The organism is Ruegeria sp. CK3 (assembly GCF_056536565.1).
This window is the reverse complement of record NZ_JBQFPV010000014.1, coordinates 12,687-38,539: the sequence shown is the minus strand read 5'-3', so window position 1 is coordinate 38,539 and position 25,853 is coordinate 12,687. Positions and strand designations below refer to the sequence as shown.

Below are 25,853 nucleotides of genomic sequence, written 5' to 3'. Positions count from 1 at the left end.
GCGTGCGCATATCTAAACGTATCGCCCCACGCGGTACCCTCAATTGCAACGGGCCGATCAACTTCGAGTACAGTTTCCAACCTCATTCAAAACGGTAGAACCTCTTTGCAGTATCTTGGAACACGCTGTTCTGATGCGCGTCAGGGATCAGTTCTTGAAGGCGCGAAACCAGCTCAAGGTAAGTAGAAGAAAGACTGTCGACCGGAAAGTTCGATCCGAACATGCAACGATCTGCGCCGAATTGCGACAAGCAGGTTGAAACGATTGGCGCGACGTTTTGGGCGCTCCAATTGTGATCAAACATGCCAAGCCCAGATAGTTTGCAATGGACCTGCGGCAGTTTAGACAGGGAACTAAGCGCCTCTTCCCAATGACTTAATCCCTCGGCACTGCGGTCATGTGGTGAGCCTGCGTGGCAAAGAGCAACAGGCGTGCGTGGTGCCTGAGAAAGCACTTCGGCAGTTTGCTCCATCAGTTCGGGAAGCAATTGAAGGTCAAAGGAAAGGCCCCGCTCGCCCACGGCAATTAAGCCGGTCCGGAAATCCGGGTTTTCAAGCAATTTGTTTGTGCCGGTCTTGGCATCTTCGCCGGGCGCGCGCCCAACGATCTGACGAACACCCCGAACCGAGGGTAGCGATTGAAAGCGGTCCAGCTGGTACTCTAGATCGTTGGCCGTCAGATCGCAAAATACGACCTGAACCAGCGGCCAGTCAGGATATTGATCGGCCACGGATTGCACCCACTGCGCCTCGGCCCAGGGATCGGCGGCGCCGACCTGGATATGGACCGAAGCCGAGAAGCCCTGTGCCGACGCATCCGCGCGATACTCTGGCAACAAGTAGTCACGCTGGATCGGCGTGGGGTCGCCAAAAAACCGAACGGCGCCCTTTTCCATCAACCAAGGATACTCCACGGCGTTCAGATCCCACAGATGGTGATGTGCGTCTATCTTCATGGTGTTTCGATCCCAGCAGTGCGACCCAATACGTCGACGCCCTGTTGTTTCCAGAAATGCAGCAGGTCTATGAAAATCCAGTTTTCGGCCAGTTTGTCCTCGGCACGGCGATAAATGTCGATCACCCTGAACTCACCCGGTTTGCCAGTGGCCGGCATACCCATGAACCCTCCTGAGGGCGTTGCGGTGAAGTTGGGCCAGCCAAAGAAGCCGCCATAATGCGCTTCGGCTAGACGGCAGATATGCTTGGTCTTTGACCGGTCTTTGAAACCCGCACGGAACGGTCCCGAATGTTGCTTGGCATAGCGTTCGATCGTGTAGGTCGCACCTATCCCCTCGGGCCCCCACCAGATCATGTCTTGATGCCAGGTTCTGGCCAACTCTTCCTCAAGCGGTAACCCGCCTTGCCACTGGCCAAGGTCCGAGATCATCGCATTGATCAATGCCAGTGTTTTCTCACCCTCTGCAACCGGCTGTTCCGTGAGCAGCAGGCCGTCATGTGGCATTGGGCCGGGTTGCACCAGATGCGCCGCTGTTTGCGGAGGAAACGGGTTCTGCCCGGCCTGCACCATCAGGTGTGGTATGTCGAAATACATCGCCGTTTCCGTGATCTTGCCGTCGGCGACCTTGTAGAAGGCGCAATAGCGCAGAAACGCAAGCTTTCCGGTCGGGCGAATGCCCAACCAGGGATGGTCGAACAGGCCCATCAAATGCCCCATAGTGACGACCCACACATCTGATTCATCACGCAGCGAATTCTGCCCGGCGAACATGATATCCACCCGATTTTGCAATCGTGTCAGACTGGATTTCAGGGGCATCCAGAATTGCTGGCCCACCTGTTCTGCATCATTGATCAAGTTGAACGGGTGAAAACCGCGCCACAGTGAATCAGGCGTACAGAAACGACTCATGACGCTAGGAACGTCTTGGGGCGTCGCTGAATCCAATGCGGAATGAAAGTCAGAGATAACTTTTTTCTCTTTCTGGAAGGTCACGGTATTTTCCATTTGTGTCAGGGTGTTGCGCGTTTTGTGTCGCTAGAATGAATCGGGTATTCTCCACATTCTTGCATACGTATGCAAAAAAGTCTTGCCTGATTTGATATATGCGAATTACAGTTTTGCAAACGTATGCAAAACGAATCCTAGTTGGGGGCACCATGGCGGAAATTCAACTGCGTAACGTCGGCAAACGATGGGGTTCGTTTGTTGGGGTCCACAATTTTGACCTAACCATTGCAGATCGCGAGTTTCTGGTGCTGCTGGGACCATCGGGTTGCGGCAAAACCACCACGATGCGGATGATCGCCGGGCTTGAGGACGTGACTGAGGGCGATATCCTGATCGACGGCAAGGTCGTCAACGATCTGGAGCCCAAGGACCGCGATGTAGCGATGGTCTTCCAAAGCTATGCGCTCTACCCCAACATGAACGTCTATGAGAACATCCGCTTCCCGCTAAAGGTGCGCGGTATCGACCCGGCGACCCATGACGACAAGGTTCGTCGCGCCAGCGCGATGGTCGAGCTGGACGAATTCCTACATCGCAAACCCGCCGAACTGTCGGGCGGTCAGCGGCAGCGCGTGGCCCTGGCCCGCGCCATCGTACGTGAACCGAACGTGTTCCTGATGGACGAGCCTCTGTCGAACCTGGATGCCAAGCTGCGGGTTTCGACTCGGGCGCAAATCAAGAACCTCAGCCATGAGCTGGCGGTGACCACGATCTATGTGACCCACGACCAGATCGAGGCGATGACACTGGCTGACCGCGTTGTGGTGATGAAACAGGGCGTGGTGCAGCAGGTCGGTAGCCCGACCGAAATCTATGACCGACCAGCGAATACCTTTGTGGCCAGCTTTATCGGCTCACCCGCCATGAACCTGATGGAGGGTGAGGTCGCGGGCGGCGTGTTCCGTGCGGAACATGTCGAAATCCCGGTCAACGCACCCGATGGCGCCATGACACTGGGTTTCCGGGCCGAGGATGCCAGCCTTGCCGAAGGCGCGGGCCAGATCACCGCACCGATCTACACGCTGGAGCTTCTGGGCGACGCGACCATGATCTCGGTCCGGGTCGGTGGGGCTTTGGTGTCAGTCAAGGCCGACAAATCTTTCCGCGCCGAGATCGGGGATGATGTCTCATTCTCGGTGCCTACAGAAATCTGTCACCTCTTCGAAGCTGGAAGCGGTGCGCGGATCGGGGAGTAACCCCGCCAACAGCCCTTCGGGGCATAACAGCGGTCCGGGCGTCGACGACGGACCTATCCTGACAGGGAGAAACGCATGAAACTCAAGACGATCCTAATGGCAGGCGCCATGGCCATCGCGGCAAGCGGTGCATCGGCAGCCTGCTCCTATGAAAACGAAGTGCCGCTGAAATCACTGTCGGCAGGGTTCGAAGCCTGGAAAGCAGTGACGGACGCGATGGCCGAGTGCGGCAATTTCAGCGCCTCGCTAGACCAGGAATTCCGCGAGAAACAGCCAGAAGCCTTTGCGGCCGACCCCTCGCTCTATCAGATCGGCGGCGTGGCGAATGAAACCATGATCCCACTTCTGAACGCGGGCACGATCCGTCCGCTGGATGATCTGGTTGCAAAATACGGGCAAGACCTGCTGCCCAATCAGCTGATCAAGGTCGACGGCAAGGTGATGGCGATCGCCATGATGGTGAACGCGCAGCACCTGATGTATCGCAACGATGTTCTGGCCGAGCTGGGCATCGAAGAGCCCAAGACCTATGACGATGTTCTGGCCGCCGCCGCCAAGATTAAAGAGGCCGGCGTGATGGAATACCCCATCGGCGGAACCTTCAAAACTGGTTGGAACCTGGCCCAGGAATTCGTCAACATGTATATGGGCGAAGGCGGCACGTTCATCGGCGAAGGCAACATGCCCGCGATCAACAACGAAAAGGGCGTCAAGGCGCTCGAGACGATGAAGGCCATGACCGAGTTCATGGATCCCGAATACCTTGTGTCTGATTCCACCTATGTGCAGCAGCAGTTCCAACAGGGCAAGATCGCTATGGCGAACCTGTGGGCCAGCCGCGCCGCTGCCATGAATGACGAGGCCGAAAGCCAAGTGGTCGGCAAGGTCACCATGGCCTCGGCTCCGATGGGATCCGAGCGCCCCTCGACCACAATCTGGTGGGACGGCATCGTTCTGGCCTCGAACATGAGCGATGAAGAGGCCGATGCCGCCTTCCGTCTGGTCATGGAAGGAATCGACGGTGACATGGTCAGTGCCAACAATGACACCGCCGTCTGGCTGAACGCGGCCTACCAGCCCGGCGAACTGGCTGCAGGCGCTGCCGCCTCGGCGGAAAACGGTGCGGGGGCCTACCCGGCCAGCGCCGCCATGGGTGTTCTGCACAGCGCCCTGGGTAACGGTCTGGCCGACTACCTGACCGGCGCCAAGGACGCACAGACTGCGCTGGCCGATATCGAGGCGGACTACATCACCGCCGCGAAAGAAGCTGGTTTGATCAGCAACTGATCCTCCCCGGGGAGGGCCCCGTGCCCTCCCTATTTCCTCACCCGAGAACCATGAGAAAGGCAGAGCCATGAATTTCAGGACATTTGCCGCCTTTGTTGGCCCCTCTGTCTTTATGATGCTTCTCTTTATCGCTTTCCCGTTGGTCAGCGTGTTCAAGCAGAGCTTTTACATCACCCAACCCGTCTATGAGATGGTCGAGGTCGAAACCTGCACCCCTGGCTTCCTGACCCAGACCTGCGTGACCGAGCAGAAATCGCAGCCCAAGCTGGACGAACATGGCGAGGTGATCACACAGACCGAATATGTCGGCCTGCAAAGTTATCGCAACGTGCTTGAACCCGAGCGGGCCTGGCGCGCGATCACCGAGGGCAATTGGTCGGTCCTGTCCACCATCAATTTCTGGAAGGCGCTGCGATTCACGCTGACTTTCACGCTAATCACGCTGCCTCTGGTCATTGGGTTCGGGTTGGGCATCGCGGTTCTGATCAACAACGCCGCAGGGTCGATCCGCGGGCCGGTCATCTTCATCTCGCTGCTGCCTTTCATCATCACGCCGGTGATCGGCGCGCTGTCGATCAACTGGCTGTTCCGTGGTGACGGCATCCTGACGGCGCTGCTGGAATGGTGGTTGAACCGAGACATCGCCCTGTTCGCGCAGGCCTGGACGATTGAAATATTGATGATGTTCTACCGCGTCTGGCACGTGGCCCCGTTTGCGGCCGTTGTGTTCTATGCCGGGCTGCAAACCGTCAATCAGGACAGTCTCGAAAGCGCCGTGATCGACGGGGCGACTCGCTGGCAGCGCATGAAATACATCGTCATTCCGCATCTGATGCCGCTGATCATCTTCGTGTCGATGATCCACCTGATGGACGCCTACCGGGTGTTCGAAGAGATCGTCGGTTTCTCCAGCCAGGCTTACGTCATCTCGCTGCAATGGCTGACCTTCGACTTCCTCGTGCCGGATCAGGCGGGCAACCGGTCGATCAGTCGGGCCTCGGCCAGCGCGATGCTGACCATGATCGGGATCGTCATTCTGCTGATCCTGCCGCTGCGCCGCACCTGGCGCGACCATAAAGGAGGCCACTGATATGTCCTCGCGCGCGCTTCGCCAACCCCTCAGCCTGCGGCTGACTTCGAACATCTTCCTGGCGTTCTGGTGCCTTGTCGCCGCCTTCCCGATCGTCTGGATCGCGATCATGAGCGTCAAATCCCCCGTGGATGCCTATGACAGCAACGCGCTGAACGTGATCTTTGGCCCGGCAACGCTGGCCACCGGGAACGGACTTTCGGTTCTGGATATCATTCTCGGGATCGCGGTGATCTGGGGTGCGGCCGTGGTCGTAACCAAGGTGCTGCCCGCGAAAATCAAGGAATACACCGCGCCGGGTCAGGCGTGGTTCGGCTGGGTCGTTGGAGTGCTTGTCGCCCTGATCGCCTTCCTGCTGGTGTTCTTTGTAGTCTTGCCTGCGGTTCTGAACGTGTTGAACCCGCTGTTCGGCCCTCTGGGTCGCGATGTGCTGGGTGTGACGACCGAGCACTACAAAACCGTCTGGGTCGACCGGGGCTTTTCCAACAACTTCAAAAACTCGCTGATCGTGACCGCCGGGGTTGTGACCGTATCGCTGACCGTAGGTACGCTGGCCGGCTATGGCCTGGCGCGGTCGGGCTCGACACTGGCCTTCTGGATCTTGCTGATTGCGCTGATCTTTCGCGCGTTGCCGCATTCGGTTCTGGTGGCAGGCTATCTGCCGGTCTTCATAAACTCGGCCGAATGGCTGGCGCCTATTCTGGGGGAGAACGCGCCGACGCTTTATGGCAAACCTTTCGCCGTGATCGCGGTGCTGGTTGCTATCAATCAGCCGTTCACGATCTGGATGCTGCGCTCGTTCTTCCAGAACATCCCGGCCGAACTGGACGAGGCCGCGCGGGTCGATGGCTGCAACCACTTTCAGGCCTTCCGCCGCGTGATCATGCCGGTGATGTGGCCAGGGGTGATCACGACCGGGCTGTTCAGCTTCCTGCTGGCCTATAACGACTTTCTGGTGACCTCGCTGCTGCTTGATGCGCAGAACCAAACGATGGTCCCTGCCATTGCGGGCATGTTCAACCGCGAAACAACCACGACCGATCAGGTGGTCGCCGTGGCCGCTGCGGTGTCGATCATCGCCCCGCTGTTCTTCCTTGTGATGATCTTCCAACGCCAAATCGTAAGCGGACTGACCGCTGGCGCAGTAAAAGGATAAAGAAATGAAGGGTTCCCGCCCGGAACAAGCCGTTCTGACCCGTGATACGGATCTGAGCAAAACCGAAGACACGCGCCGCGTGATCGAAACCATGGTGGACGGTTTGAACGACCACCGTATTGACGATATTGGTGAGTTCTTCTCAAAGGGGTTCCGCTGGATGGGCAATCAGGGCTGTGGCACCAAGACCGGCCTGAAGGAATTTCAGGATAACTGGCAGCGCCCCTTCCAGGCCGCGTTTTCGGACAAAACCTGTATCGACGAGGCACGCCTCTATATGGGCGAATGGGCCGCAGCCTTTGGCCGGCAAGAGGCCACCCATTCCGGCGAGTTTCTGGGCATCGCCCCCACCGGAAAGCGGGTCGAGATCCGTTACATGGATTTCTGGAAAGTGGTCGACGGCAAGATCGTCGACAACTGGGTGAATGTGGATTTCGCCCATGTGGCCGCGCAGCTGGGGGTCGATCTGTTTAACGGTGAGGGCTGGGAAGCCTATGACCGGGGTGAGAAAACCGCACCCCGCCCCGACAAGTAAGGATCAGGATTATGGCAATCGAGTATCTGAAACGCGGCAAATCCGACGCTGACCGGGCCGAAGATGACGCAAAGACCCGAGCCGTGGTCGAGGCCACGCTGAAAGACATCGAAACCCGTGGTGACGCCGCCGTGCGCGAGCTGAGCGAGAAGTTCGACAACTATTCCCCCGCCTCGTTCCGCCTGTCGCACGAGCAGATCGACGATCTGATCGGCCAGCTGACCGACCGCGAGCTGGACGATATCAAGTTCGCCCAAGAGCAGGTGCGCAACTTTGCACAGGCGCAGCGGGACTCGATGCTGGATATCGAGGTTGAAACCCTGCCCGGCGTCATACTGGGCCACAAGAACATCCCCGTGCAGTCGGTGGGTTGCTATGTGCCCGGCGGCAAGTTCCCGATGGTGGCCTCGGCCCATATGTCGGTGGCGACAGCCAGCGTCGCGGGCGTGCCGCGCATCATCGCCTGTACACCTCCGTTTCAGGGTAAGCCGAACCCAGCGGTGATCGCGGCTATGCATCTGGGCGGTGCGCATGAGATCTATGTGATGGGCGGCATTCAGGCCATCGGCGCGATGGCGCTGGGAACCGAAACCATTGATCCCGTGCACATGCTGGTTGGCCCCGGCAACGCCTTTGTGGCCGAGGCCAAGCGCCAACTGTTTGGCCGTGTGGGCATCGATTTGTTCGCCGGCCCGACCGAAACCATGGTGATCGCCGACGAGACCGCAGCAGACGCGGAACTCTGCGCAACCGACCTTTTGGGTCAGGCCGAGCATGGCTACAACAGCCCCTGCGTACTGCTGACCAATTCGCGTAAACTGGCCGAGGATACTCTGGCCGAGGTCGACCGCCTGCTGGGCATCCTGCCCACCGCCGACACTGCGAAAGTGTCCTGGGCCGAGTATGGCGAGGTGATTGTCTGCGAAACCTATGACGAGATGCTGAAAGTCGCCGACGACATCGCATCCGAACATGTGCAGGTGATGACCGACCGCGATGACTGGTTCCTTGAGAACATGACCTGCTACGGTGCGCTGTTCCTTGGCCCTCGCACCAATGTGTCGAACGGCGACAAGGTGATTGGCACCAACCACACGCTGCCGACCAAAAAGGCGGGCCGCTATACCGGTGGGCTTTGGGTAGGTAAATACCTGAAGACCCACAGCTATCAGAAGGTTCTGACCGATGAAGCGGCGACGCTGATCGGTGAATATGGCTCGCGCCTTTGTATGCTGGAAGGCTTCGTGGGCCATGCCGAGCAATGCAACGTCCGCGTCCGCCGCTATGGTGGGATCAACGTCCCCTATGGCGAGGCAGCCCCCTATCGGGACGCCGCGGAATGAGCGACATCCATACGCAGCACAAGGCCCTGATCGCGCAAATCAGGGCGGCTATGTATGACTTTACCGAAACGGGTGTGCGGCAGGCGCTGGCAAATGTCAGCGCTCCGGATGCCCTGTTTCGGTTGTGCCACCCGTTCGGCGACAGCACAGGCAGCGACGCGTTCTATGACACAGCTTACAGGGATTTGCTGGACGCATGGCCTGACTTGGAGCGGCGCGACTATATCGTCACAGCCGGGCCGGATGAACACGGCGCGGATTGGGTCGGGTGTGGCGGCTTCTATACAGGCACGTTCACTGGGCCGTGGCTGGATATCCCGCCGACCGGCCATCAGGTGACGATGCGGTTCCATGAATTCTATCGCTTCAGCGACGGCAAGATCGTTGAGATGCAGGCGCTGTGGGACATCCCCGAAGTGATGTTGCAGGCCAACGCCTGGCCCATGGCCCCAAGTCTGGGGCTCGAATGGCATGTGCCAGGTCCCGCGACGCAGGACGGTCTGGTACCGGGGCCATATGATGCCGCCAAGGGCCAGCAGACATGCCAGCACATCATCGACATGCTGGATCACCTCAAGAAACACCCCTCAGAAGGTGGGCCAGAGGTGATGGAGATGGAGAAGTTCTGGCATCCCCGCATGAACTGGTACGGCCCCGCCGGGATCGGAACCGGGCGCGGCTATGCTGGGTTTCGCAACTGGCACCAGATTCCGTTTCTGAACGGAATGCCGGATCGCGGGCAGTATGTGGATGACATCACCTATCACTTCTTTGGCGATGGCGAATACGCCGCCGTCACCGGCTGGCCGAACATGATCCAGACGGTGACCCATGACGGTTGGATGGGGATTGCGCCCTCGGGCCAGCGGATCACCATGCGCAGCCTGGATTTCTGGCGGCTCGAGAATGGCCTGATCCGCGAAAACTGGGTTCTGGTCGATCTTCTGGACGCTTATCGCCAACTGGGAGTTGACGTGTTCGCCCGTCTGCGGGAATTCAACAAGGCCCGGAATATGGGCCGTATTGAAATACCGGATGGAATGAACTGATGACTGACCTGCCCCGCACCCCCTCGTTTTCGCTAAGCGGTAAAACCGCGCTGGTTACCGGCGCCTCGTCGGGTATAGGGCAGGGCTGCGCCGTGGCGCTGGCCGAAGCTGGGGCGCATGTGGTCTGTGCCGCGCGCGGGGCGGATCGCCTGGCTGAGACAGTCGCCGCACTGCAGGCGCAGGGCTGGTCGGCCGAGGCCACTGTGGTGGATCAGGGCGACTTGCAGGCGCTGAAACAGCTGTTCGAAGGCCGTACTTTTGACGTGGTCGTCAACTCCGCCGGAACCGCCCGCCACAGCCCGGCTGTGGAGACCACGCCTGAAGATTTCGACGCAGTTACCAGCGTCAATCTGCGCTCGGCATATTTTCTGTCGTCCTATGCGGCCAAGGCGCTGCTGGCGGCGGACAGGCCGGGGTCGATCATTCATATCTCAAGCCAGATGGGCCATGTGGGCGGCGTGGACCGGGCGCTTTATTGCGCCACCAAACACGGGCTTGAGGGCATGGTCAAAGCGATGGCTATCGAATGGGGCAAACAGCGCATCCGCATCAACACCGTCTGCCCGACTTTCATTCGCACGCCACTGACACAATCCACGTTTGATAACCCCGAACGTGCCGCTTGGATCATGGAGAAGATCAAGCTCGACCGCGTGGGCGAAGTCGAAGACATCATGGGCGCGGTCGCCTATCTGGCCTCAGACGCCTCGGCGCTGGTGACGGGCACCTCGATGCTGATTGACGGGGGGTGGACGGCGGACTGATGGCTGAAAAAGTCACATCCTTGCAGGTTGCGCAACTGGCCGGTGTCAGCCAATCGGCGGTCAGCCGTGTGTTTACGCCCGGTGCATCCGTCAGCAAAAAGACCGAAGACAAAGTGCGCAAAGCCGCCGCTGAACTGGGGTACAGGCCCAATGTTCTGGCCCGCGCCATGGTGTCGGGCAAAAGCCGCATCATCGGTTTGGTGGTGGGGTATCTTGAGAACTACTTCTACCCTGAGGCGTTGGAGAAGCTCTCCAATGCGTTGCAGGAACAAGGCTATCACGTGCTGATTTTCATGGCCTCACGCTCGGCCGGGAATATTGATGACGTGATGGATGAAATTCTGGATTATCAGGTGGACGGAGTCATTCTTGCCTCGGTTCCGATGTCGTCGGATATCGCCACGCGCTGTCAGCAGGCCGGCGTTCCGGTGGTGCTGTTCAACCGTTCGCAGGATATTGATGGGATCACCACGGTGGCCTCGGACAACTATGCGGGCGGGCGCAAAGTGGCTGAGTTTCTACTGGCCGGAGGACATAAGCGTATCGCCTATATCGCGGGTTGGCAGGGCGCCTCGACCCAGCGTGACCGCGAGGCTGGGTTCCGTGCTGCCCTGGCTGAAGGAGGGCAGGATGTGTTCGCTCATGATGTCGGAGATTTCCACACCGAAAATGCCCGCGCCGCCGCCCGTCGGATGTTTGATGTTGCCCCTGATAAACGACCTGACGCGGTCTTTGTGGCCAATGATCACATGGCTTTGGCGGTGATGGACGTGATCCGCTTTGAACTTGGCCTGCGCGTGCCCGAGGATGTCTCGGTCATCGGCTATGACGACGTGCCGCCCGCCGGGTGGCCTGCCTACAACCTGACGACAATCCGCCAGCGCGCAAATCTGATGGTGGCTGAAACCGTCACCGCATTGCTTGACCATATCGACACCCCGGCCACGGCCGAACCACGCAAAGTGGCCATTGATGGGCCGCTGATCGTGCGGACCTCGGCGCGTTTGCCGAAGGGGTGGAAACCACAAAGGACTGAGACATGAAGGGCTTTGATCCGAAATTCCGGGATTTTCCGGACTACATCATCGGGATCACCAAAGAGATCTGGGAAGACCGGGGCATCGCCACGCTGCATGACTATTACAGCAAGGACATCGTTGTGCGCTCGCCCGGCTCGGTGGTGCTGGGCAACCAGAACGTTATCGGTGCGACCATGGCGACGCTGGCCGAATTTCCCGACCGTCAATTGCTTGGCGAGGATGTGATCTGGTCCGGTACGCCGGAAGATGGGATGCTGAGCTCTCACCGGATCATCTCGACCGCGACACATTTGGCCGAGGGTGTTTACGGTAAAGCGACCGGAACCAAATTGCGCTATCGGATTCTCGCCGACTGCCACGCCATCGACAATCAGATCAATGACGAATGGCTGATCCGCGATCAGGGGGCGATCGTGCGTCAGATGGGTTGGGACCCCAAGGAATACGCCGCCGATCTGATCGCCCGCGAAGGTGGACCTGAGAACTGCGTCAAACCGCTGACACCCGAGATCGACCAGCCCGGCCCCTACAAGGGCACCGGCAACGACAATGAATGGGGGCAGCGTTACGCCGACATCCTGACCCGGATCATGAATGCCGATATGGGCGCAATCGAAACCGAATATGATCGCGCTGTTCAGTCCGAATATGTCGGCGGGATCACCGGCCATGGCTGGGACTCTGTGGATCGGTTCTGGATGGGTTTGCGCGCCAGCTTCCCAAACGCCGAATTCAAGATCGAACACCAGATTGGCCGCGACGACCCGAATATGCCCCCTCGCGCCGCAATCCGCTGGAGCCTGTGGGGCAAGCATGATGGCTGGGGTGTCTTTGGCGCGCCAACCGGTGCGCAGGTCTATGTTCTAGGCATCAGCCACGGCGAGTTCGGCGAGTTGATCAGCGGCCAGCCGCAGCTGCGCCGGGAATACACCCTGTTTGACGAGACCTCGGTCTGGAAACAGATCCTGCTGCAGGGACAGGAGGGCTGATTGGCTGCGATGGGCCTCTCCCTGAACGCCAGTCAGGCGGCGCGGCGCTTTCACACGCATCGCGCGTCGCTGCGCGCACGGCGTTTGAACAACCGACCTCCCGGGGGACGGGATTGATCCCATCACCCCCATTTTCAAGGAGACCATCATGAGCACAATCCAACAACGCATCGTCCGCTACGGCGAGCTGCAGCCCTGCAAAACCGCTTTCATCGACGCCCATACGCCGGGCAGCGATCAGAAGGAAAACTTCACCATCATCGGCGGCGGCGTCTCGGAATCGCCCGACCAGCACGTCCACATCACCGACAAGATCGGCTTTAACATCGGCGCTGCGGGACAGCCTCCAAAATGCCGGAACTCTCTGCACAGCCACACCACGGCCGAAGTGTTCTTTGTCGCCAAGGGCCGCTGGCGGTTCTTCTGGGGTCGCTATGGCACTGCGGGTGAGTTCATTGCCGAAGAAGGCGACATCTTCAACATCCCGACCGGTATTTTTCGAGGGTTCGAAAATGTCGGTCAGGATTATGGGATGATCATGTCGATCCTCGGTGGCGACGATGCCGGGGGTGGCGTGACCTGGGCGCCGCAAGTCATTCAGGACGCGCAAGCCCACGGGCTGATGCTGGGTGACAATGGTGTGCTGTATGACAGCAAGAAAGGCCAAGAGCTGCCCCACAACGTGCGGCCGATGCCTCTGCTGACCGAGGAACAGTTGAAAGACTACCCCGAAGTACCGGTCGAGGATGTGGTGGGCAAATACGTGGCCCGTTATTGGGATCTCATGGCGCTGTCGGCCAATAAACCAGCACCGGTGATTGGCGAAAACGCTCTGATCAAAGATAAACCAGGGTTCGAGGTCGACTTCCTCGGACGCGGGTCGAGTGTCAATGATCCGATTGTCGCTGAAAAGCCAGTTGTTCTAATGCCCGCCAGCGGTCACTGGCGCATCTCGATTGATGGTTATGAGACCGCTCTGTCAAATGGAGACACTGCCTTGGTTCTACCGGGAGAACGCTATAGCGTTGAACCGTCGATGACCGGACAGGCGGGTCTGTACCGGATTACAGCGACCGATGACCCGGCAGGAGCCACCTGGACAGGATGACCGCAGATCCAAACGACACGCATGCCATTTATGAGCGGCAGGCGACCGACTATGACAAACGCCGCTCAAAGGCCTTGTTCGAAGCGCGCTGGCTTGCGCGCTTCACTGCCAGCCTGAAGCCCGGCGATTGCGTTCTGGATTTAGGTTGCGGGACAGGCGATCCCATTGCGCGGTGGTTCAAGGCCGAAGGGTTTGACGTCACGGGTGTCGATTTTTCCGAAGCGATGCTGACTATTGCCCGAACCCGATGGCCCGATGGCGATTGGCGTCATGGCGATATGCGCGATTTCGAACTGGATCAGACCTTCGATGGCATCATCGCCTGGAACAGCTTTTTCCATCTGACAGCGGACGAGCAAAGGGATTGTATCGCCCGTATGTCCCGTCATTTGCGGCCCGGTGGAATGCTGATGCTGACCGTCGGTCCCCGCGCAGGAGAGGACAGTGGTACAGTTGGATCGGAACGCGTCTATCACGCCTCGCTGTCTCCGGCAGGCTATGCTGTTTGCCTTGAAGAGAACGGGCTGCAATTGACCGGGTTTCTGGCCGAAGACCCTGAAACCCGAAGCCACACAATCCTGATGGCTCACAAAATCTGAGGAGGCCCCGATGACCGTAAAGACCACGCATGTTGGATCCCTACCCCGCTCGCAGGACGTGGTGGACTACATCTTCGCCCGTGAAAACGGCAAGCCCTATGATGCCGCAGGTTTTGATGCATGCATGACCAAAGCGGTCTCCGAGACGGTGCGCAAACAGGTCGAAGCCGGGGTGGGTATCGTCAGCGATGGCGAGACCTCAAAGATTTCCTACGCTACCTATGTCAAGGACCGCTATACCGGGTTTTCCGGTGACAGCCCGCGCAATGCACCTGCGGATCTGAAGATGTTTCCCAGCTTTTTGCAGCGTCTGGCCGATGATGGAGGCACCCCGAAATATGCGCGCCCCATGTGTACGGGCGAGGTACGTTCAAAAGGGCAAGGCGAGTTGCAGAAGGACATCGCTAACCTCAAGTCGGCGATGTCCCGGCAAGGGATAGACCGAGGTTTCATGAATGCCGCTTCTCCGGGGGTGATTTCGCTGTTTTTGCAGAATGACCACTACCCAACGCGCGAGGCGTATCTGGCCGCGCTGGCCGATGCGATGAAAGAAGAATACGAAACCATTGTGGCCGCCGGTCTGGACCTGCAACTGGATTGTCCCGATTTGGCCCTGTCTCGGCATATGTTGTTCACCGATCTGTCGGACGACGCGTTCGTGAAGATCGCCAATATGCATGTCGAGGCTCTGAATCATGCGCTGCAGAACGTCCCGCAGGACAGTGTGCGCGTACATATCTGTTGGGGCAATTACGAGGGCCCGCATTGTTGTGACATCGCAATGGACAAGGTGTTCTCCACGCTGATGGCGACCAAATCGCGCTATGTTCTGTTTGAAACTTCGAACCCGCGACACGCCCATGAATGGACTGTGTTCCGCGACCGTAAAAATGAGATTCCCGATGACAAGGTCCTGGTGCCCGGCGTTGTCGACACCACCACGAACTTCATCGAACACCCCGAGCTTGTGGCGCAGCGCATCGACCGGTTCTCGGGCATCGTTGGGGCGGATCGGGTGATTGCAGGCAGCGATTGCGGTTTTGGCACCTTCGCAGGCTTCGGCGCGGTTGATCCGCAAATAGCCTATGCCAAATTGGCGGCGCTGTCGGCAGGGGCAAAGCTGGCTGCGTGATGACGCCTTTGATCTTTTTGCCCGGCATGATGTGCGATGCGCGCCTCTTTGGTCCGCAGTTCGACGCGCTGTCAAACAGAGCTCCGTTGATGAGCTTCCCGCTAAGCCAGCAGGACAGCGTCGAGGCCATAGCCGCCGAGGTTCTGAACAATGCCCCTCCACGCTTCGCTTTGGCGGGGCTGTCGATGGGTGGGATTGTTGCAATGGAAGTGCTGCGTCAGGCCCCGGATCGGGTGGAGCGGCTGGCTTTACTCGATACCAACCCTCTGGCAGAAACGCCCGAGGTCAAAGCGCGCCGTGCACCGCAGATGGCCACTGTGCGCGAAGGGCGCTTGCGACAGGTGATGCGCGATGAGATGAAACCCAACTATCTGGCGGATGGTCCACGACAGGGCGCTATCCTGGACCTGTGCATGGCTATGGCTACGGATCTGGGGCCAGACGTCTTTCTGCGTCAATCGCAAGCCCTGATGGATCGCATCGACCAACGCGCGACCCTGTCGGCCTATACCGGCAAAACGCTTGTTCTGTGCGGGCGTGCCGACAGTCTTTGCCCTGTCGAACGCCACCAACTTATGCACGATCTTCTATCGGACAGCGTGCTGACGATCATTGAAGACGCAGGGCACCTACCCACTCTGGAACAACCACAAGAAACCACGGCGGCCCTGATCCGCTGGCTAGAGGACACATGACCCCATCGCTTCTGTCTCTGCTTCGCAAGGTCGACACGCCCACAGTATGCAACGCCATCGAGGTGGCACAGGGCAAAAGGGGCTTTGATCAGTTCACCCGGGGCACCCTGCAGTGCTCTGCCCCCGATGAGCCAGCAATTGTCGGCTATGCACGCACCGCCAAGATCGCCGCTATTCACCCGCCAACCGAGCCAGCAGATGTGATCCGGGCGCGGCGCATGGCCTATTACAAATATATGGCCGAGGCCCCAGAGCCATCTGTCGCGGTGATTGAGGATGTAGACTACCCGGACTGTATCGGCGCCTATTGGGGTGAGATCAACACGTCGGTCCACAAAGGGTTTGGTATGTCGGGGGTCGTAACCAATGGCGTGATGCGTGATCTTGGGGACTTACCCGATGGGTTTCCCGTCGTCGCCGGTTCAATCGGCCCGAGCCATGGCTTCGTCCACATACGCGAGATTGATACACCGGTTTCCGTGTTCGGCATGACTGTACGCCCAGGTGATTTGGTACACGCTGACCGTCACGGAGCACTTGTGATACCAGAAGATATCATTGTGCATCTGGAAGCGGCGATCCAAAAACTGCTGGTGACAGAGCGTATCGTCTTGGATGCTGCACGCCAATCTGGGTTTGACTTTGAAACCTTTGAAACCGCATGGGCCGAGTTCGAAAAGGCAAGAGTTTGATTGCAGCAAACAAGCGACAGACTTTCCCTGAATAGTAATCTACAGACCACAAGTCTCTAGAATGGCATCACAAGTCCAAGTCTGACTTTCGCATCTTGGTCGGCGTAAGACAAAGGCAGCCTTATTGTAAGGTTGCCAGAAACCAGGATTGACGGAGCATAGCCGTTCGTCAGATGGCGCCTTAGAACCGGCCAGATGCAAAACCGTGTTGACTGAACAGCCAGTCCACTCTTTCTTCTAGGGATGATTGGGTTCCAAAACTCGTAACAATACCAACTTGAGCAGCGGTAATGCAAAGACCGCGCAAACTTCGTTAGGCCGTCACGCAGTCCAATGCTAAGTCCACAAAAAAAGCAACTACCGCTACAACCCGTATTTCAAAGCAAATCCCCATCACAGTACAACCAACAGGGCATGAACGAAATTAAAGGCAAAGCCTTCAATTGGTTCAGGCGCGATCTGGTTGATCCCGATCAATAAGCAAAAACACAAAACCAAAGCATAGGGCAACTTGTGCATTGGAAGTTTCAGGCCATCCCGGGTCTCTGCAAGGATCAAAAGTAAAAACGTCATTACAAATACCTGCATCGACAACCAACGGCTCCAGTCAGTGGCGATCGGATAAAGCAGAAATGGAGTGCAAGCACTTAGCAGAAACAGACTCCATTCAAAGCCGCCACTTAACACCCGGGTCGCTGCCCACAAACAAGGCAACATTAACAGTAAAGTCATCAACACTACGACGGGAACATTCACTCGATCCAGCACTATGATCTTAACCGCCGAGGTCGTACCTCCAAATCCGTCTACAAGCCATGGAAATATCCCGCCGCACAACCGGTCCGACAGCCCGGCGTCCAACAGACGTGAGCACATAGCGTCGGTATCCGGAACGCTGACATAAACTGTGGAGAACACGGCTGCTGTCAGCGAGATTAAGCATAGGCATGCAATCGAACCAAGCGACGCTTGTTTTCCGTGACGCAAATAAAACGCGACGCTCAAGCCCGGAGCCAAGACTAGATTTCCTTCATGAAAAAAGACAGATACGCCATAGAGAATTAAGGCGGTCATACTTCCGATAAAGCCGCTACTTCTGGCAAATAGAAATGGAAGGAACGCGGCTAAACCAATCAGCTCTTTGCGATACGCAGACGTAGTATCGTTGACCCAGAATAATACGAGTGCCGGGCTGACCAAAAGGATCACAACCACATCCGGCATTTTTAGTGAAAGGCCTTTGCAGAAAAGCACCACAATTATCAGAATTGTCAAAGCCGCTTGTACCAGGCTTACCAACACCAAGGGACTGACATTCGACAGTTCGGAAAGTTTCAGAAAGAACTCACCCGAAATGCCCCGTCGAACGATACCACTTGAAAAGTTCACCAACCAATCCGCGTGCTGAAACTCGCCACCACCAGCTTTGGTCAAATAAATTAGACGCCGCAATAAAAGCGCTATCGACACAAGAAAAACAAATGAAACAAGCAACACGTTAAAGCGCCTTGACCCAAACAGCATATATTCCCACCCTTAATGATCAAATTTGTTCAAACATATTGTTGGTTAGGATGTTAAGCTGCGTTCAAGATGTTCTCAAGAAGGCGCCGAGTGGTGACTGGAAGATGTATTGGTTCTAAAATAAATTAGGGAAATGTTTTGAACAACTTTCACCGGAACAAATTTTGCGCGACTGCATCAGAATTGCGAAGTTCCGCTGACTGAAGGCATGATCAGTCTAGGTTTCGGAATAGATCGAAAAATTGTAGCGTCGAAATAGTTGTAAAAGCATAAGGAAACCTTCAGTTACGGTAAATCGAACAAACACGGGATCTTATTCCCTGTTTCACCCTGAATTTGGTTCAGTAGGGCAAAGGGTCACTGAGCGAACTTCCGGTCTTAGTTGAATATCGAGCTGTTGCTGGATTTAGACAACGCAACTAACTGGTATGCAGCTCTCGTTCATCGCGGGTTCACCCGGAAGGCCCTTCCCTTTCGCCTTTGGGGATGCAGTCACTTTTGAGACTATCGATCCTTGACCCCCGCGCCTACAAGTTGATCCTAGTGTACCGACGCCTAGTATTTCAGGATCTTTCGTAAACTTTTGGCCATTGACGAGGGCAGATGCTGCGGGCGGATGGCTTTCAACTGGATTTAGCCGGTCGCCATACAGGCGCTAAAGCTACGAAGGTCAAGGGTCACAAGACTTCAATAGAACCCACTCGCACTCAGCAAGAAACTTCGCAACAGAACCCATTGGTATAGGCTTAAAGATCGAATTCGCGAGAGAAAAATTTGCCGCCGTTGTCGAATCTCATCGCCCTCTGATAGCCGATCCGCCCAAAGACCCTGTCACAACGTCTTCACATCGATGGCAGATCCGCGGATCGGCGGCAGGGCAGAGCACTCGCTGTCTATGGGTCAGTCCTTTTCAGTCGAATTCACATGATGCTTGAGGAACCACGAGTAGGCATCCTTCAGACCATCTTCGAGCGAGATCTGCGCTTCCCAACCCATCGCCTTCAGTCTTTGGACGTTCAGCAACTTTCTAGGAGCACCGTCGGGTTTTGTCGGATCTGTATCAATTTGACCGTCAAATCCAACTACTTCAGCGACGAGTTTGGCTACGTCTAAAATGCTGATGTCCTCACCACAACCAACGTTCACATGGCTTAGCATCGGAGAAGTGTTCGCTTTGTATTTTGCAGTATCTAAGTTCAGAACGAATAAACTTGCGTCTGCCATATCATCCACGTGCAAAAACTCGCGTTTGGGACGACCGCTACCCCAAATGGTAACACGTTCAGCCCCTTGCATTTTTGCCTCGTGAAAGCGGCGGATCAAGGCGGGCAGTACGTGGCTGTTTTCAGGGTGAAAATTGTCACCTGGTCCGTAAAGGTTGGTCGGCATTACAGAGCGGTAGTCCACGCCATATTGCCTGTTGTAACTTTCACAAAGTTTAATTCCGGAAATTTTTGCAACGGCATAGGGCTCGTTGGTAGGCTCCAGAGTACCGGTCAGCAGCGCCTCTTCTGACATAGGCTGGTCGGCCAGGCGGGGATAGATGCAACTTGATCCTAGTTGTAACAAACGCTGCACGCCTGCATCAAATGCCTGATGTATAATGTTGCATTCAATCATCAGGTTTTCGTAGATAAAGTTGGCAGGATACGTGTTGTTCGCATGTATCCCGCCTACCTTTGCAGCAGCCAGAATAACATGGTCGGGACGCTCTTTTTGCATGAACGCACGAACAGCTGATTGGTCCGTCAAATCCAACTGGTCGCGGTTTCGAGTGACAAGCTCACACTCTCCGGTTGTCTGCAATTTTCGGACGATCGCAGAGCCAACCATCCCCCGATGACCGGCAACAAAAACCTTGGTCATTGCGATACCTTTTGCTGTGAAACACTGCTGGCTCTACAGTCAGAAACAACTCAAATCAATACTCAGTCGGATTCGCACTTCACAACTTTTAAACAACGGGCGCGACAACGCCTCAGGTTGACAACAAAGCCCAAAAAGATGATACGCGCTTGGCTTACAACGCGTGTTGGGCCATTAAATCTATTGGCTGAACGCAGTGTCTAAATTGCATCCAGCGGGAGCGCATATGGCCAAGAAACCGTCAATTCTTTTGGTCGCATCCGCACAAGGGATCCGTCACGACCATTTCATTCGGAAGTTGAATGTCTCTTACGACACGCACTTTCTGGAAACGCACCCTCTCTTCACGGCAGGAGGAACAAATAAGGTCGTTGGTGAGATTCAGCGAAACATTCGTGAACACAACTGCGAGATCGTTTTTTTTGACGTTGACTTCGACCGGGCCGTTGACGCCTCGTTGATACGCGAAAGCGCAACAGCAGCACGCCTTCGAGTCATGGTTACGTTTGACGACCTTGTTCAGCACGATTTCAATCGGGTTACCGCTTCAGCATGCGACTTTGTACTTAGTTCAGATCCCGTTTCTGTTCTAAAATACCTAGAGCGCGACATCCCAAGCTGTTTTTTGGCGTTGGAGGCGAGCAAGACGTTGCTTTTCGATCGTCAATTGGACCGCAACTATAACCTATTTCATTTTGGGCATATCACGAAGGCAGATCGCCAATCCTTTGTCGATGCTCTGGTCAAAGCAGATCTGCATGTGGACATGACGTCCCGCGAAGATGGGTTTCTGAGCTACGAGGATCTGACTAAGCTGATCGGACGTTCAAAAATCGTCCTAAACTTTGCAAAGTCAGGCTCACCCGTTGACCAAAGCGGTGCACCGTATTTGTTACAGTTCAAGGGCCGCGTGATAGAAGCTGGATTATGCGGAACACTGTGTGTGTCCGAGTACACACCTGCACTGGAATTGCTGTTTCCGGATGGTGAGGTACCGATGTTCAGGACAACCCAAGAACTGGTAGCATTGATCAGAAAGTACCAAGCCAACGAAAACCTACGCCAAGAGCATGCTTTGCGTTTGCAGCTGGCTTGCGCCAAGTTTGAGGACTCTGAGCAAATGCGCGAAATAACAGAGAAGCTGGCACATGCAAAAAGGCGAGAAAACGAGTTACTTTTGCCTAAGTCATATCAATTGGCGTCATTACTTGGCAGGCTGTCCAAGTACAGAACCCGACACTTTGGACTTGTGGTAAGTGAGGTGAAGTCGTTCCGCCGCCGTATGCACAATGTCGCGCCAGAAAGTGAAATCATCACTGTGCCCACAATATGTTCAGTCGCTTTTTCGTGGACCGTCAATGTCATTAAAGAGAACTTTGGCAAGAAGCTGCAAAGACTTCGGTTTTCGATTGAATCGAAATTCTAATTCATGCCAGTAAGTGGAAACAAATTCGGCAGGTAGCTTCAATGGACGTTCTTTTTGTAAACCCAAGCTCCGCAGCCAAGGCGTATCAGGATCTCGCAAAAACTTTCGCTGCGATTGAACCCCCGACCTGGGCTTTGCTACTAGCTCAATCATGCCGGTCCCGCGGGAAAGATGTCGGTATTCTTGATGTTGACGCAGAGCGTCTGGATATCGACGCTGCCACTCAACGCATCGCAGACAGCAAAGCGCGCCTGGTCGTAATGGTTGTTTATGGGCAAAATCCCAACTCCGGGACTACAGGAATGATCGGTGCCTACGCGCTGGCCGATGCGGTACGAGAGGCAGCAATTGACACAAAAATCTGTTTTGTGGGTTCGCACGTGTCAGCGCTCCCAAAAGAGGTTCTGGCCAAGGATTGTGTCGATATCGTTCTGCTGAACGAAGGTGTGTATGCGTTGCACGAATTGTCTGACAGCAACTTGTCCAGCGATTTGGCGACGATCAAGGGCATTGGATACAAGGAACGTGGTCCCGGCGGCGAAGCGAACTTGGTTTTGAATGCCCCACAGCGTGTGGTTCCGCTCGCCCTTATGGACAGCGACTTGCCAGGCTATGCCTGGGATCTTTTGCCGTATGACAAAAAGCCGTTGGATCTGTACCGCGCCCATTTTTGGCATGCTGATTTCGACCATGCAAAACGCACACCCTTTGCCGCGATCTACACATCTTTGGGATGCCAGTTTGCTTGCGATTTTTGCATGATCAACATTGTCAACCGCAACAACAACGATGATTTTATCAGCGCAGCCGACAGCAAGGGAATGCGGTTCTGGAGCCCGGATTGGGTTCTGCAGGAAATGGAAAAACTGGCGGAAATGGGAGTTCAGACTCTACGCATCAGCGATGAGATGTTTTTCCTGAATCGCAAGTACTACAAACCTTTGCTGGAAGGGATCATCGACCGAGGTCTCGACCTGAATATGTGGGCCTACTCACGGGTCGATACTGTCCGCGAAGACCAGCTCGCTTTGTTCAAGAAAGCGGGAATCAATTGGCTGGCGCTTGGCATTGAAGCTGGAAATCAGGATGTCCGGCAGGAGGTTTCAAAAGGTAGCTTCCGAGATGTAAACATTCGAGAGATATGTGATACCGTGCGCGAAGCGGACATCAAGATAATCTCAAACTACATATTCGGTTTTCCAGACGATACGCTTGAAACTATGCAGCAGACGCTGGATCTAGCGCTCGAGCTGAATACAGAAATGGCAAACATGTACCCCTGTCAGGCACTGCCAGGATCGCCTATGTATACTAATGCAGTTAAACGTGGTGAAGATCTTCCGACAACTGCGGAAGAGTTTGCATTTCTATCGTACGAATCGAAGCCTCTGCCGACAAAGACCTTGTCTTCTGCAGATGTGCTGCGGTTTCGGGACGAGGCATGGCAGACCTATTTCACCAATCCCAAGTACCTCGCGTTAGTCGAAGAGAGTTTTGGCAAGCAGGAGCGTCAGAACGTCGAGGAAATGTCCAAAGTGCGCCTGAAACGTAAGCTTTTGGGGGACTAAATGATCATCACGCGCACGCCTTTTAGAATTTCCTTTTTCGGAGGAGGCACGGACTATCCCGCTTGGTACCGCGAGCACGGCGGTGCGGTTCTTGCAACTGCGATTGACAAGTACTGTTACATCTCTTGCCGTCATTTGCCTCCCTTTTTTGACCACCGATTTCGGATCGTTTACTCGGCCATCGAAAACGTGCGGGAAATCAGCGAAATTGCGCATCCTGCAGTACGCGAAGTTTTGGCATGGGCAGGGGTTAACGAAGGACTCGAAATACACCATGACGGTGACTTGCCGGCGCGGTCCGGGCTGGGCTCCAGTTCTTCGTTTACAGTTGGTTTGATACACGCCCTGCGTGCTTTGGAAGGTCGGTACAGTTCCAAACAAGAACTGGCTGAAAGTGCGATTCATGTAGAGCAAAACGTCATTAAGGAAGCAGTGGGGGCTCAGGATCAGACAACAGCTGCTTTTGGGGGCTTCAACAAGATCGAGTTTCACCGGGATGACAGCCTGACAGTCGCACCCTTGATCGCTCCGCCAGAGCGTTTGGCAAGCCTGAATGATCATTTGATCTTGTTTTACACAGGCAAATCTCGAATTGCTGCCGACATCGCAAAGTCTAAGATTGCGAACCTCAAAAAGAAGCAGGACAGTTTGTTCCGCATGCGCGAAATGGTTGATGAGGCCATCCAAATACTCGCATCAGACTCGACTCCAATAGAGGAATTCGGGAACTTGTTGCATGATAGCTGGCTGTTGAAGCGCGAGTTGTCGGACAGAGTATCTACCGAGGATATCGATACCGCGATGGAAGCCGCTCACGATGCTGGTGCGATCGGAGGTAAAATCCTTGGTGCAGGCGGCGGAGGTTTTTTACTGGTCTTCGCTCAACCGCAACACCACGCGGCAATTAAAGATCGCCTACGAGACTTTGTGCCCGTGCAATTCCGTTTCGACAACACCGGCAGCAAAGTCGTGGTTTATCAACCCAAAGGCTTTTGACGGACAGGAGACCTTATGGCAAACAGTCTATCCTTAGGTGACAATGCCCTTGTGGACAAAGCTGATTGGGTGTGGCGAGAGACCCTGGGAGTGTTTCGGGGCGCTCCTGAGGTACGCCTTGCATCGTCCCTGTCTTCTATCGAGATCTTTGTCGCTCTCTACTATGGGGGTGTATTGCGGTTTGCTCCTGACGAGCCACTTCACCCGGAGCGTGATCGGTGCGTGATTTCAAAAGGCCATGGTTCGATCTGCATGTATCCGATCCTGGCAGATCTGGGCTTCTTTCCTAAGGATGAGCTTGATCGCGTTTGTCGGGCTGGTGGAATTTTGGGCGGAATCCCGGATCCGGTTATCCCGGGATACGAAACCATGAACGGTTCTTTGGGACATGGGCTGGGTGTGGCGACCGGAATGGCGTTGGCACTAAAAAGCAAGGCTGTCCAGCGGGACGTGTTTGTAGTGTGCGGAGACGGGGAACTTCACGAAGGCGCCAACTGGGAAGCGATCATGCTTGCATCGCAACATGGCTTGGACAACCTGACGCTGATTGTCGACAACAATGCCACCTCAATGTTGGATTTCACCGACAACATCTTGTCCATGGCAAACTTGAACCCAAGGCTTTCTGCGTTCGATTTCGATGTTGATGAAGTTGATGGGCATGATGTGATCGCCCTTCGCAAAGCACTTATCAAAAAGAAGTCGCAAAAATCGGGCAAACCCAAAGCGCTCATAGCGCACACGATTAAGGGACGCGGAGTACCGGGGCTGGAGGGTGAACCCCTCAGCCATATTCTAAACCCAAAGCCTGAAACGGTTGACTCTCTTCTGGGAAAAGCAAAATGACCGAGAAACCGAGGGCTATGCGGGATGCACTGCTCGAACGCATCTGGCAAGCCATGGGCACGCAAGATGACATCTACTTTGTAACTGCAGATTTTGGCTCACCAGTTCTAGACAAGATCCGAGCTGACCATCCAACACGCTTTATGAATGTTGGTGTCGCTGAACAGAACCTTATCAATGTTACGGCAGGGCTCGCGCTAGAAGGGTTCAAGGTGTTTTCTTACGCAATTGCACCTTTCATCACCATGCGCTGCCTGGAACAGGTACGTGTCAGCCTTGCACTGCTGAGTGAAGTCAGGCCCATGAACGTCAATCTAATCGGTGTGGGTGCAGGTTATAGTTACGTAGTGTCTGGTCCCACTCACCAATGCTATGAAGACCTAACCGTCATGCGGGCGATGCCGAACATGCAGGTTTTATCCCCTGCGGATCACACAAGTTCTGCCGCTTTGTTTGATAGGTGTATTCAAGGAAACGGAATAAAATACCTACGGCTGGATGCGCAGGTTCTGCCAGTCGTGGATGCGGAAAGACCCTATGATCCAACTAAAGGGTTCAGGGTCCTGGAGGAAGGCACCGACATCGTTTTGGTTGCAACCGGATATATGGTCCACACGGCCCAAAAGGTGGCGCAAAACCTAAGAGAGCAAGGGCGGTCCGTGGGCTTGATCGACCTGGTCGATTTTTCTGGCTTGGACGTGTCGGCGTTGAAGGAAATCCTAGAGCCTGCGAAAAGCGTCACCACACTTGAAGAAGGCTTTCGCGCGCGTGGCGGTTTGGACGCGTTGATAGCAGATATCCTGCGCGAAAATTTACCTGGCAAACCACATCTCAATCTGGGCGTTACCGGCGGCTACAGATTTGAGCTTGGCACGCGTCAAGAATTGCATGAAGAGGTCGGTATAGGTGAACACGCCGTCCTCAACCAGATAAACGGCTTTTTGACGGCCTGCTAATACGACCTGCCGATCCAGACAACTGCAC

At 55.7% G+C, this 25,853-nt stretch carries 24 protein-coding genes; 20 read left to right on the top strand and 4 right to left on the bottom strand.

Going from position 1 to position 25,853, the window contains the following annotated elements:
- Positions 1 to 82 precede the first annotated feature (82 nt).
- Positions 83 to 955 (bottom strand): amidohydrolase family protein, encoded by an 873-nt coding sequence (locus tag ACR0C3_RS20260; protein WP_480760202.1) that lies wholly within the window; start codon positions 953 to 955, stop codon positions 83 to 85.
- Positions 952 to 1,965, bottom strand: coding sequence for a nuclear transport factor 2 family protein (locus ACR0C3_RS20255; RefSeq protein ID WP_480526239.1), 1,014 nt, complete (start codon positions 1,963 to 1,965; stop codon positions 952 to 954). The genes ACR0C3_RS20260 and ACR0C3_RS20255 overlap by 4 nt, the downstream gene beginning before the upstream one ends.
- Before the next feature lie 152 nt (positions 1,966 to 2,117).
- Between ACR0C3_RS20255 and ACR0C3_RS20250 the strand changes: the two genes are divergently transcribed.
- The 15 genes from ACR0C3_RS20250 to ACR0C3_RS20180 all read left to right on the top strand — a co-directional run bounded on the left by ACR0C3_RS20250 (position 2,118) and on the right by ACR0C3_RS20180 (position 16,643).
- Positions 2,118 to 3,164 (top strand): ABC transporter ATP-binding protein, encoded by a 1,047-nt coding sequence (locus tag ACR0C3_RS20250; protein WP_480526241.1) that lies wholly within the window; start codon positions 2,118 to 2,120, stop codon positions 3,162 to 3,164.
- A gap of 75 nt (positions 3,165 to 3,239) precedes the next feature.
- On the top strand, positions 3,240 to 4,451 hold the full coding sequence (locus ACR0C3_RS20245; RefSeq protein WP_170380323.1) for an extracellular solute-binding protein: 1,212 nt from the start codon (positions 3,240 to 3,242) through the stop codon (positions 4,449 to 4,451).
- Between the two features lie 67 nt (positions 4,452 to 4,518).
- Positions 4,519 to 5,541: a carbohydrate ABC transporter permease gene (locus tag ACR0C3_RS20240; RefSeq protein WP_170380322.1), complete on the top strand. Its 1,023-nt coding sequence runs from the start codon at positions 4,519 to 4,521 to the stop codon at positions 5,539 to 5,541.
- A 1-nt stretch (position 5,542) separates the two neighbouring features.
- Positions 5,543 to 6,697 carry a carbohydrate ABC transporter permease gene (locus tag ACR0C3_RS20235; protein ID WP_475220094.1) on the top strand — a complete coding sequence of 385 codons (1,155 nt, stop codon included), beginning with the start codon at positions 5,543 to 5,545 and terminating at the stop codon, positions 6,695 to 6,697.
- Positions 6,698 to 6,701: 4 nt separating this feature from the next.
- The gene (locus ACR0C3_RS20230; protein WP_170380320.1) at positions 6,702 to 7,232 is read left to right on the top strand and encodes an ester cyclase; all 531 of its coding nucleotides are present in this window, start codon (positions 6,702 to 6,704) and stop codon (positions 7,230 to 7,232) included.
- Between the two features lie 11 nt (positions 7,233 to 7,243).
- Positions 7,244 to 8,575 carry a histidinol dehydrogenase gene (gene hisD, locus ACR0C3_RS20225; protein ID WP_480760200.1) on the top strand — a complete coding sequence of 444 codons (1,332 nt, stop codon included), beginning with the start codon at positions 7,244 to 7,246 and terminating at the stop codon, positions 8,573 to 8,575.
- Positions 8,572 to 9,624, top strand: coding sequence for an ester cyclase (locus ACR0C3_RS20220; protein WP_480760199.1), 1,053 nt, complete (start codon positions 8,572 to 8,574; stop codon positions 9,622 to 9,624). The genes hisD and ACR0C3_RS20220 overlap by 4 nt, the downstream gene beginning before the upstream one ends.
- Positions 9,624 to 10,388 carry an SDR family NAD(P)-dependent oxidoreductase gene (locus ACR0C3_RS20215; protein ID WP_480760198.1) on the top strand — a complete coding sequence of 255 codons (765 nt, stop codon included), beginning with the start codon at positions 9,624 to 9,626 and terminating at the stop codon, positions 10,386 to 10,388. Before ACR0C3_RS20220 ends, ACR0C3_RS20215 begins: the two co-directional genes overlap by 1 nt.
- A complete protein-coding gene (locus ACR0C3_RS20210; protein ID WP_480760197.1) occupies positions 10,388 to 11,431 on the top strand; it encodes a LacI family DNA-binding transcriptional regulator in 1,044 nt (347 codons plus the stop codon). Before ACR0C3_RS20215 ends, ACR0C3_RS20210 begins: the two co-directional genes overlap by 1 nt.
- Positions 11,428 to 12,417, top strand: a complete 990-nt coding sequence (locus tag ACR0C3_RS20205; RefSeq protein ID WP_480760196.1) for a nuclear transport factor 2 family protein — start codon at positions 11,428 to 11,430, stop codon at positions 12,415 to 12,417. The genes ACR0C3_RS20210 and ACR0C3_RS20205 overlap by 4 nt, the downstream gene beginning before the upstream one ends.
- Before the next feature lie 148 nt (positions 12,418 to 12,565).
- On the top strand, positions 12,566 to 13,525 hold the full coding sequence (locus tag ACR0C3_RS20200; protein ID WP_480760195.1) for a cupin domain-containing protein: 960 nt from the start codon (positions 12,566 to 12,568) through the stop codon (positions 13,523 to 13,525).
- Complete coding sequence (locus ACR0C3_RS20195; RefSeq protein WP_480760194.1) at positions 13,522 to 14,124, top strand: class I SAM-dependent DNA methyltransferase; 603 nt, start codon at positions 13,522 to 13,524, stop codon at positions 14,122 to 14,124. Before ACR0C3_RS20200 ends, ACR0C3_RS20195 begins: the two co-directional genes overlap by 4 nt.
- A gap of 10 nt (positions 14,125 to 14,134) precedes the next feature.
- Positions 14,135 to 15,256 (top strand): cobalamin-independent methionine synthase II family protein, encoded by a 1,122-nt coding sequence (locus ACR0C3_RS20190; RefSeq protein ID WP_480760193.1) that lies wholly within the window; start codon positions 14,135 to 14,137, stop codon positions 15,254 to 15,256.
- Positions 15,256 to 15,951 (top strand): alpha/beta fold hydrolase, encoded by a 696-nt coding sequence (locus ACR0C3_RS20185; RefSeq protein WP_480760191.1) that lies wholly within the window; start codon positions 15,256 to 15,258, stop codon positions 15,949 to 15,951. The genes ACR0C3_RS20190 and ACR0C3_RS20185 overlap by 1 nt, the downstream gene beginning before the upstream one ends.
- The gene (locus ACR0C3_RS20180) at positions 15,948 to 16,643 is read left to right on the top strand and encodes an RraA family protein (protein WP_480760190.1); all 696 of its coding nucleotides are present in this window, start codon (positions 15,948 to 15,950) and stop codon (positions 16,641 to 16,643) included. The genes ACR0C3_RS20185 and ACR0C3_RS20180 overlap by 4 nt, the downstream gene beginning before the upstream one ends.
- A 393-nt stretch (positions 16,644 to 17,036) precedes the next feature.
- Here ACR0C3_RS20180 and ACR0C3_RS20175 read toward each other — a convergent pair whose 3' ends face one another.
- On the bottom strand, positions 17,037 to 18,167 hold the full coding sequence (locus ACR0C3_RS20175) for a hypothetical protein (RefSeq protein ID WP_480760189.1): 1,131 nt from the start codon (positions 18,165 to 18,167) through the stop codon (positions 17,037 to 17,039).
- A gap of 900 nt (positions 18,168 to 19,067) precedes the next feature.
- Entirely contained in the window at positions 19,068 to 20,033 is a 966-nt protein-coding gene (gene fcl / locus ACR0C3_RS20170; RefSeq protein ID WP_480760188.1) for a GDP-L-fucose synthase, read from the bottom strand.
- 226 nt (positions 20,034 to 20,259) lie between these two features.
- Between fcl and ACR0C3_RS20165 the strand changes: the two genes are divergently transcribed.
- The 5 genes from ACR0C3_RS20165 to ACR0C3_RS20145 are packed head-to-tail and all read left to right on the top strand — an operon-like array spanning position 20,260 to position 25,825.
- Positions 20,260 to 21,459, top strand: a complete 1,200-nt coding sequence (locus tag ACR0C3_RS20165; RefSeq protein WP_480760187.1) for a glycosyltransferase family protein — start codon at positions 20,260 to 20,262, stop codon at positions 21,457 to 21,459.
- Positions 21,460 to 21,500: 41 nt separating this feature from the next.
- Positions 21,501 to 23,027, top strand: a complete 1,527-nt coding sequence (locus tag ACR0C3_RS20160) for a B12-binding domain-containing radical SAM protein (RefSeq protein WP_480760185.1) — start codon at positions 21,501 to 21,503, stop codon at positions 23,025 to 23,027.
- Entirely contained in the window at positions 23,028 to 24,023 is a 996-nt protein-coding gene (locus tag ACR0C3_RS20155) for a GHMP family kinase ATP-binding protein (RefSeq protein WP_170692589.1), read from the top strand.
- A 15-nt stretch (positions 24,024 to 24,038) separates the two neighbouring features.
- Positions 24,039 to 24,869, top strand: a complete 831-nt coding sequence (locus ACR0C3_RS20150; RefSeq protein WP_480526260.1) for a transketolase — start codon at positions 24,039 to 24,041, stop codon at positions 24,867 to 24,869.
- A complete protein-coding gene (locus ACR0C3_RS20145) occupies positions 24,866 to 25,825 on the top strand; it encodes a transketolase family protein (RefSeq protein ID WP_480760184.1) in 960 nt (319 codons plus the stop codon). Before ACR0C3_RS20150 ends, ACR0C3_RS20145 begins: the two co-directional genes overlap by 4 nt.
- Positions 25,826 to 25,853: the final 28 nt, after the last annotated feature.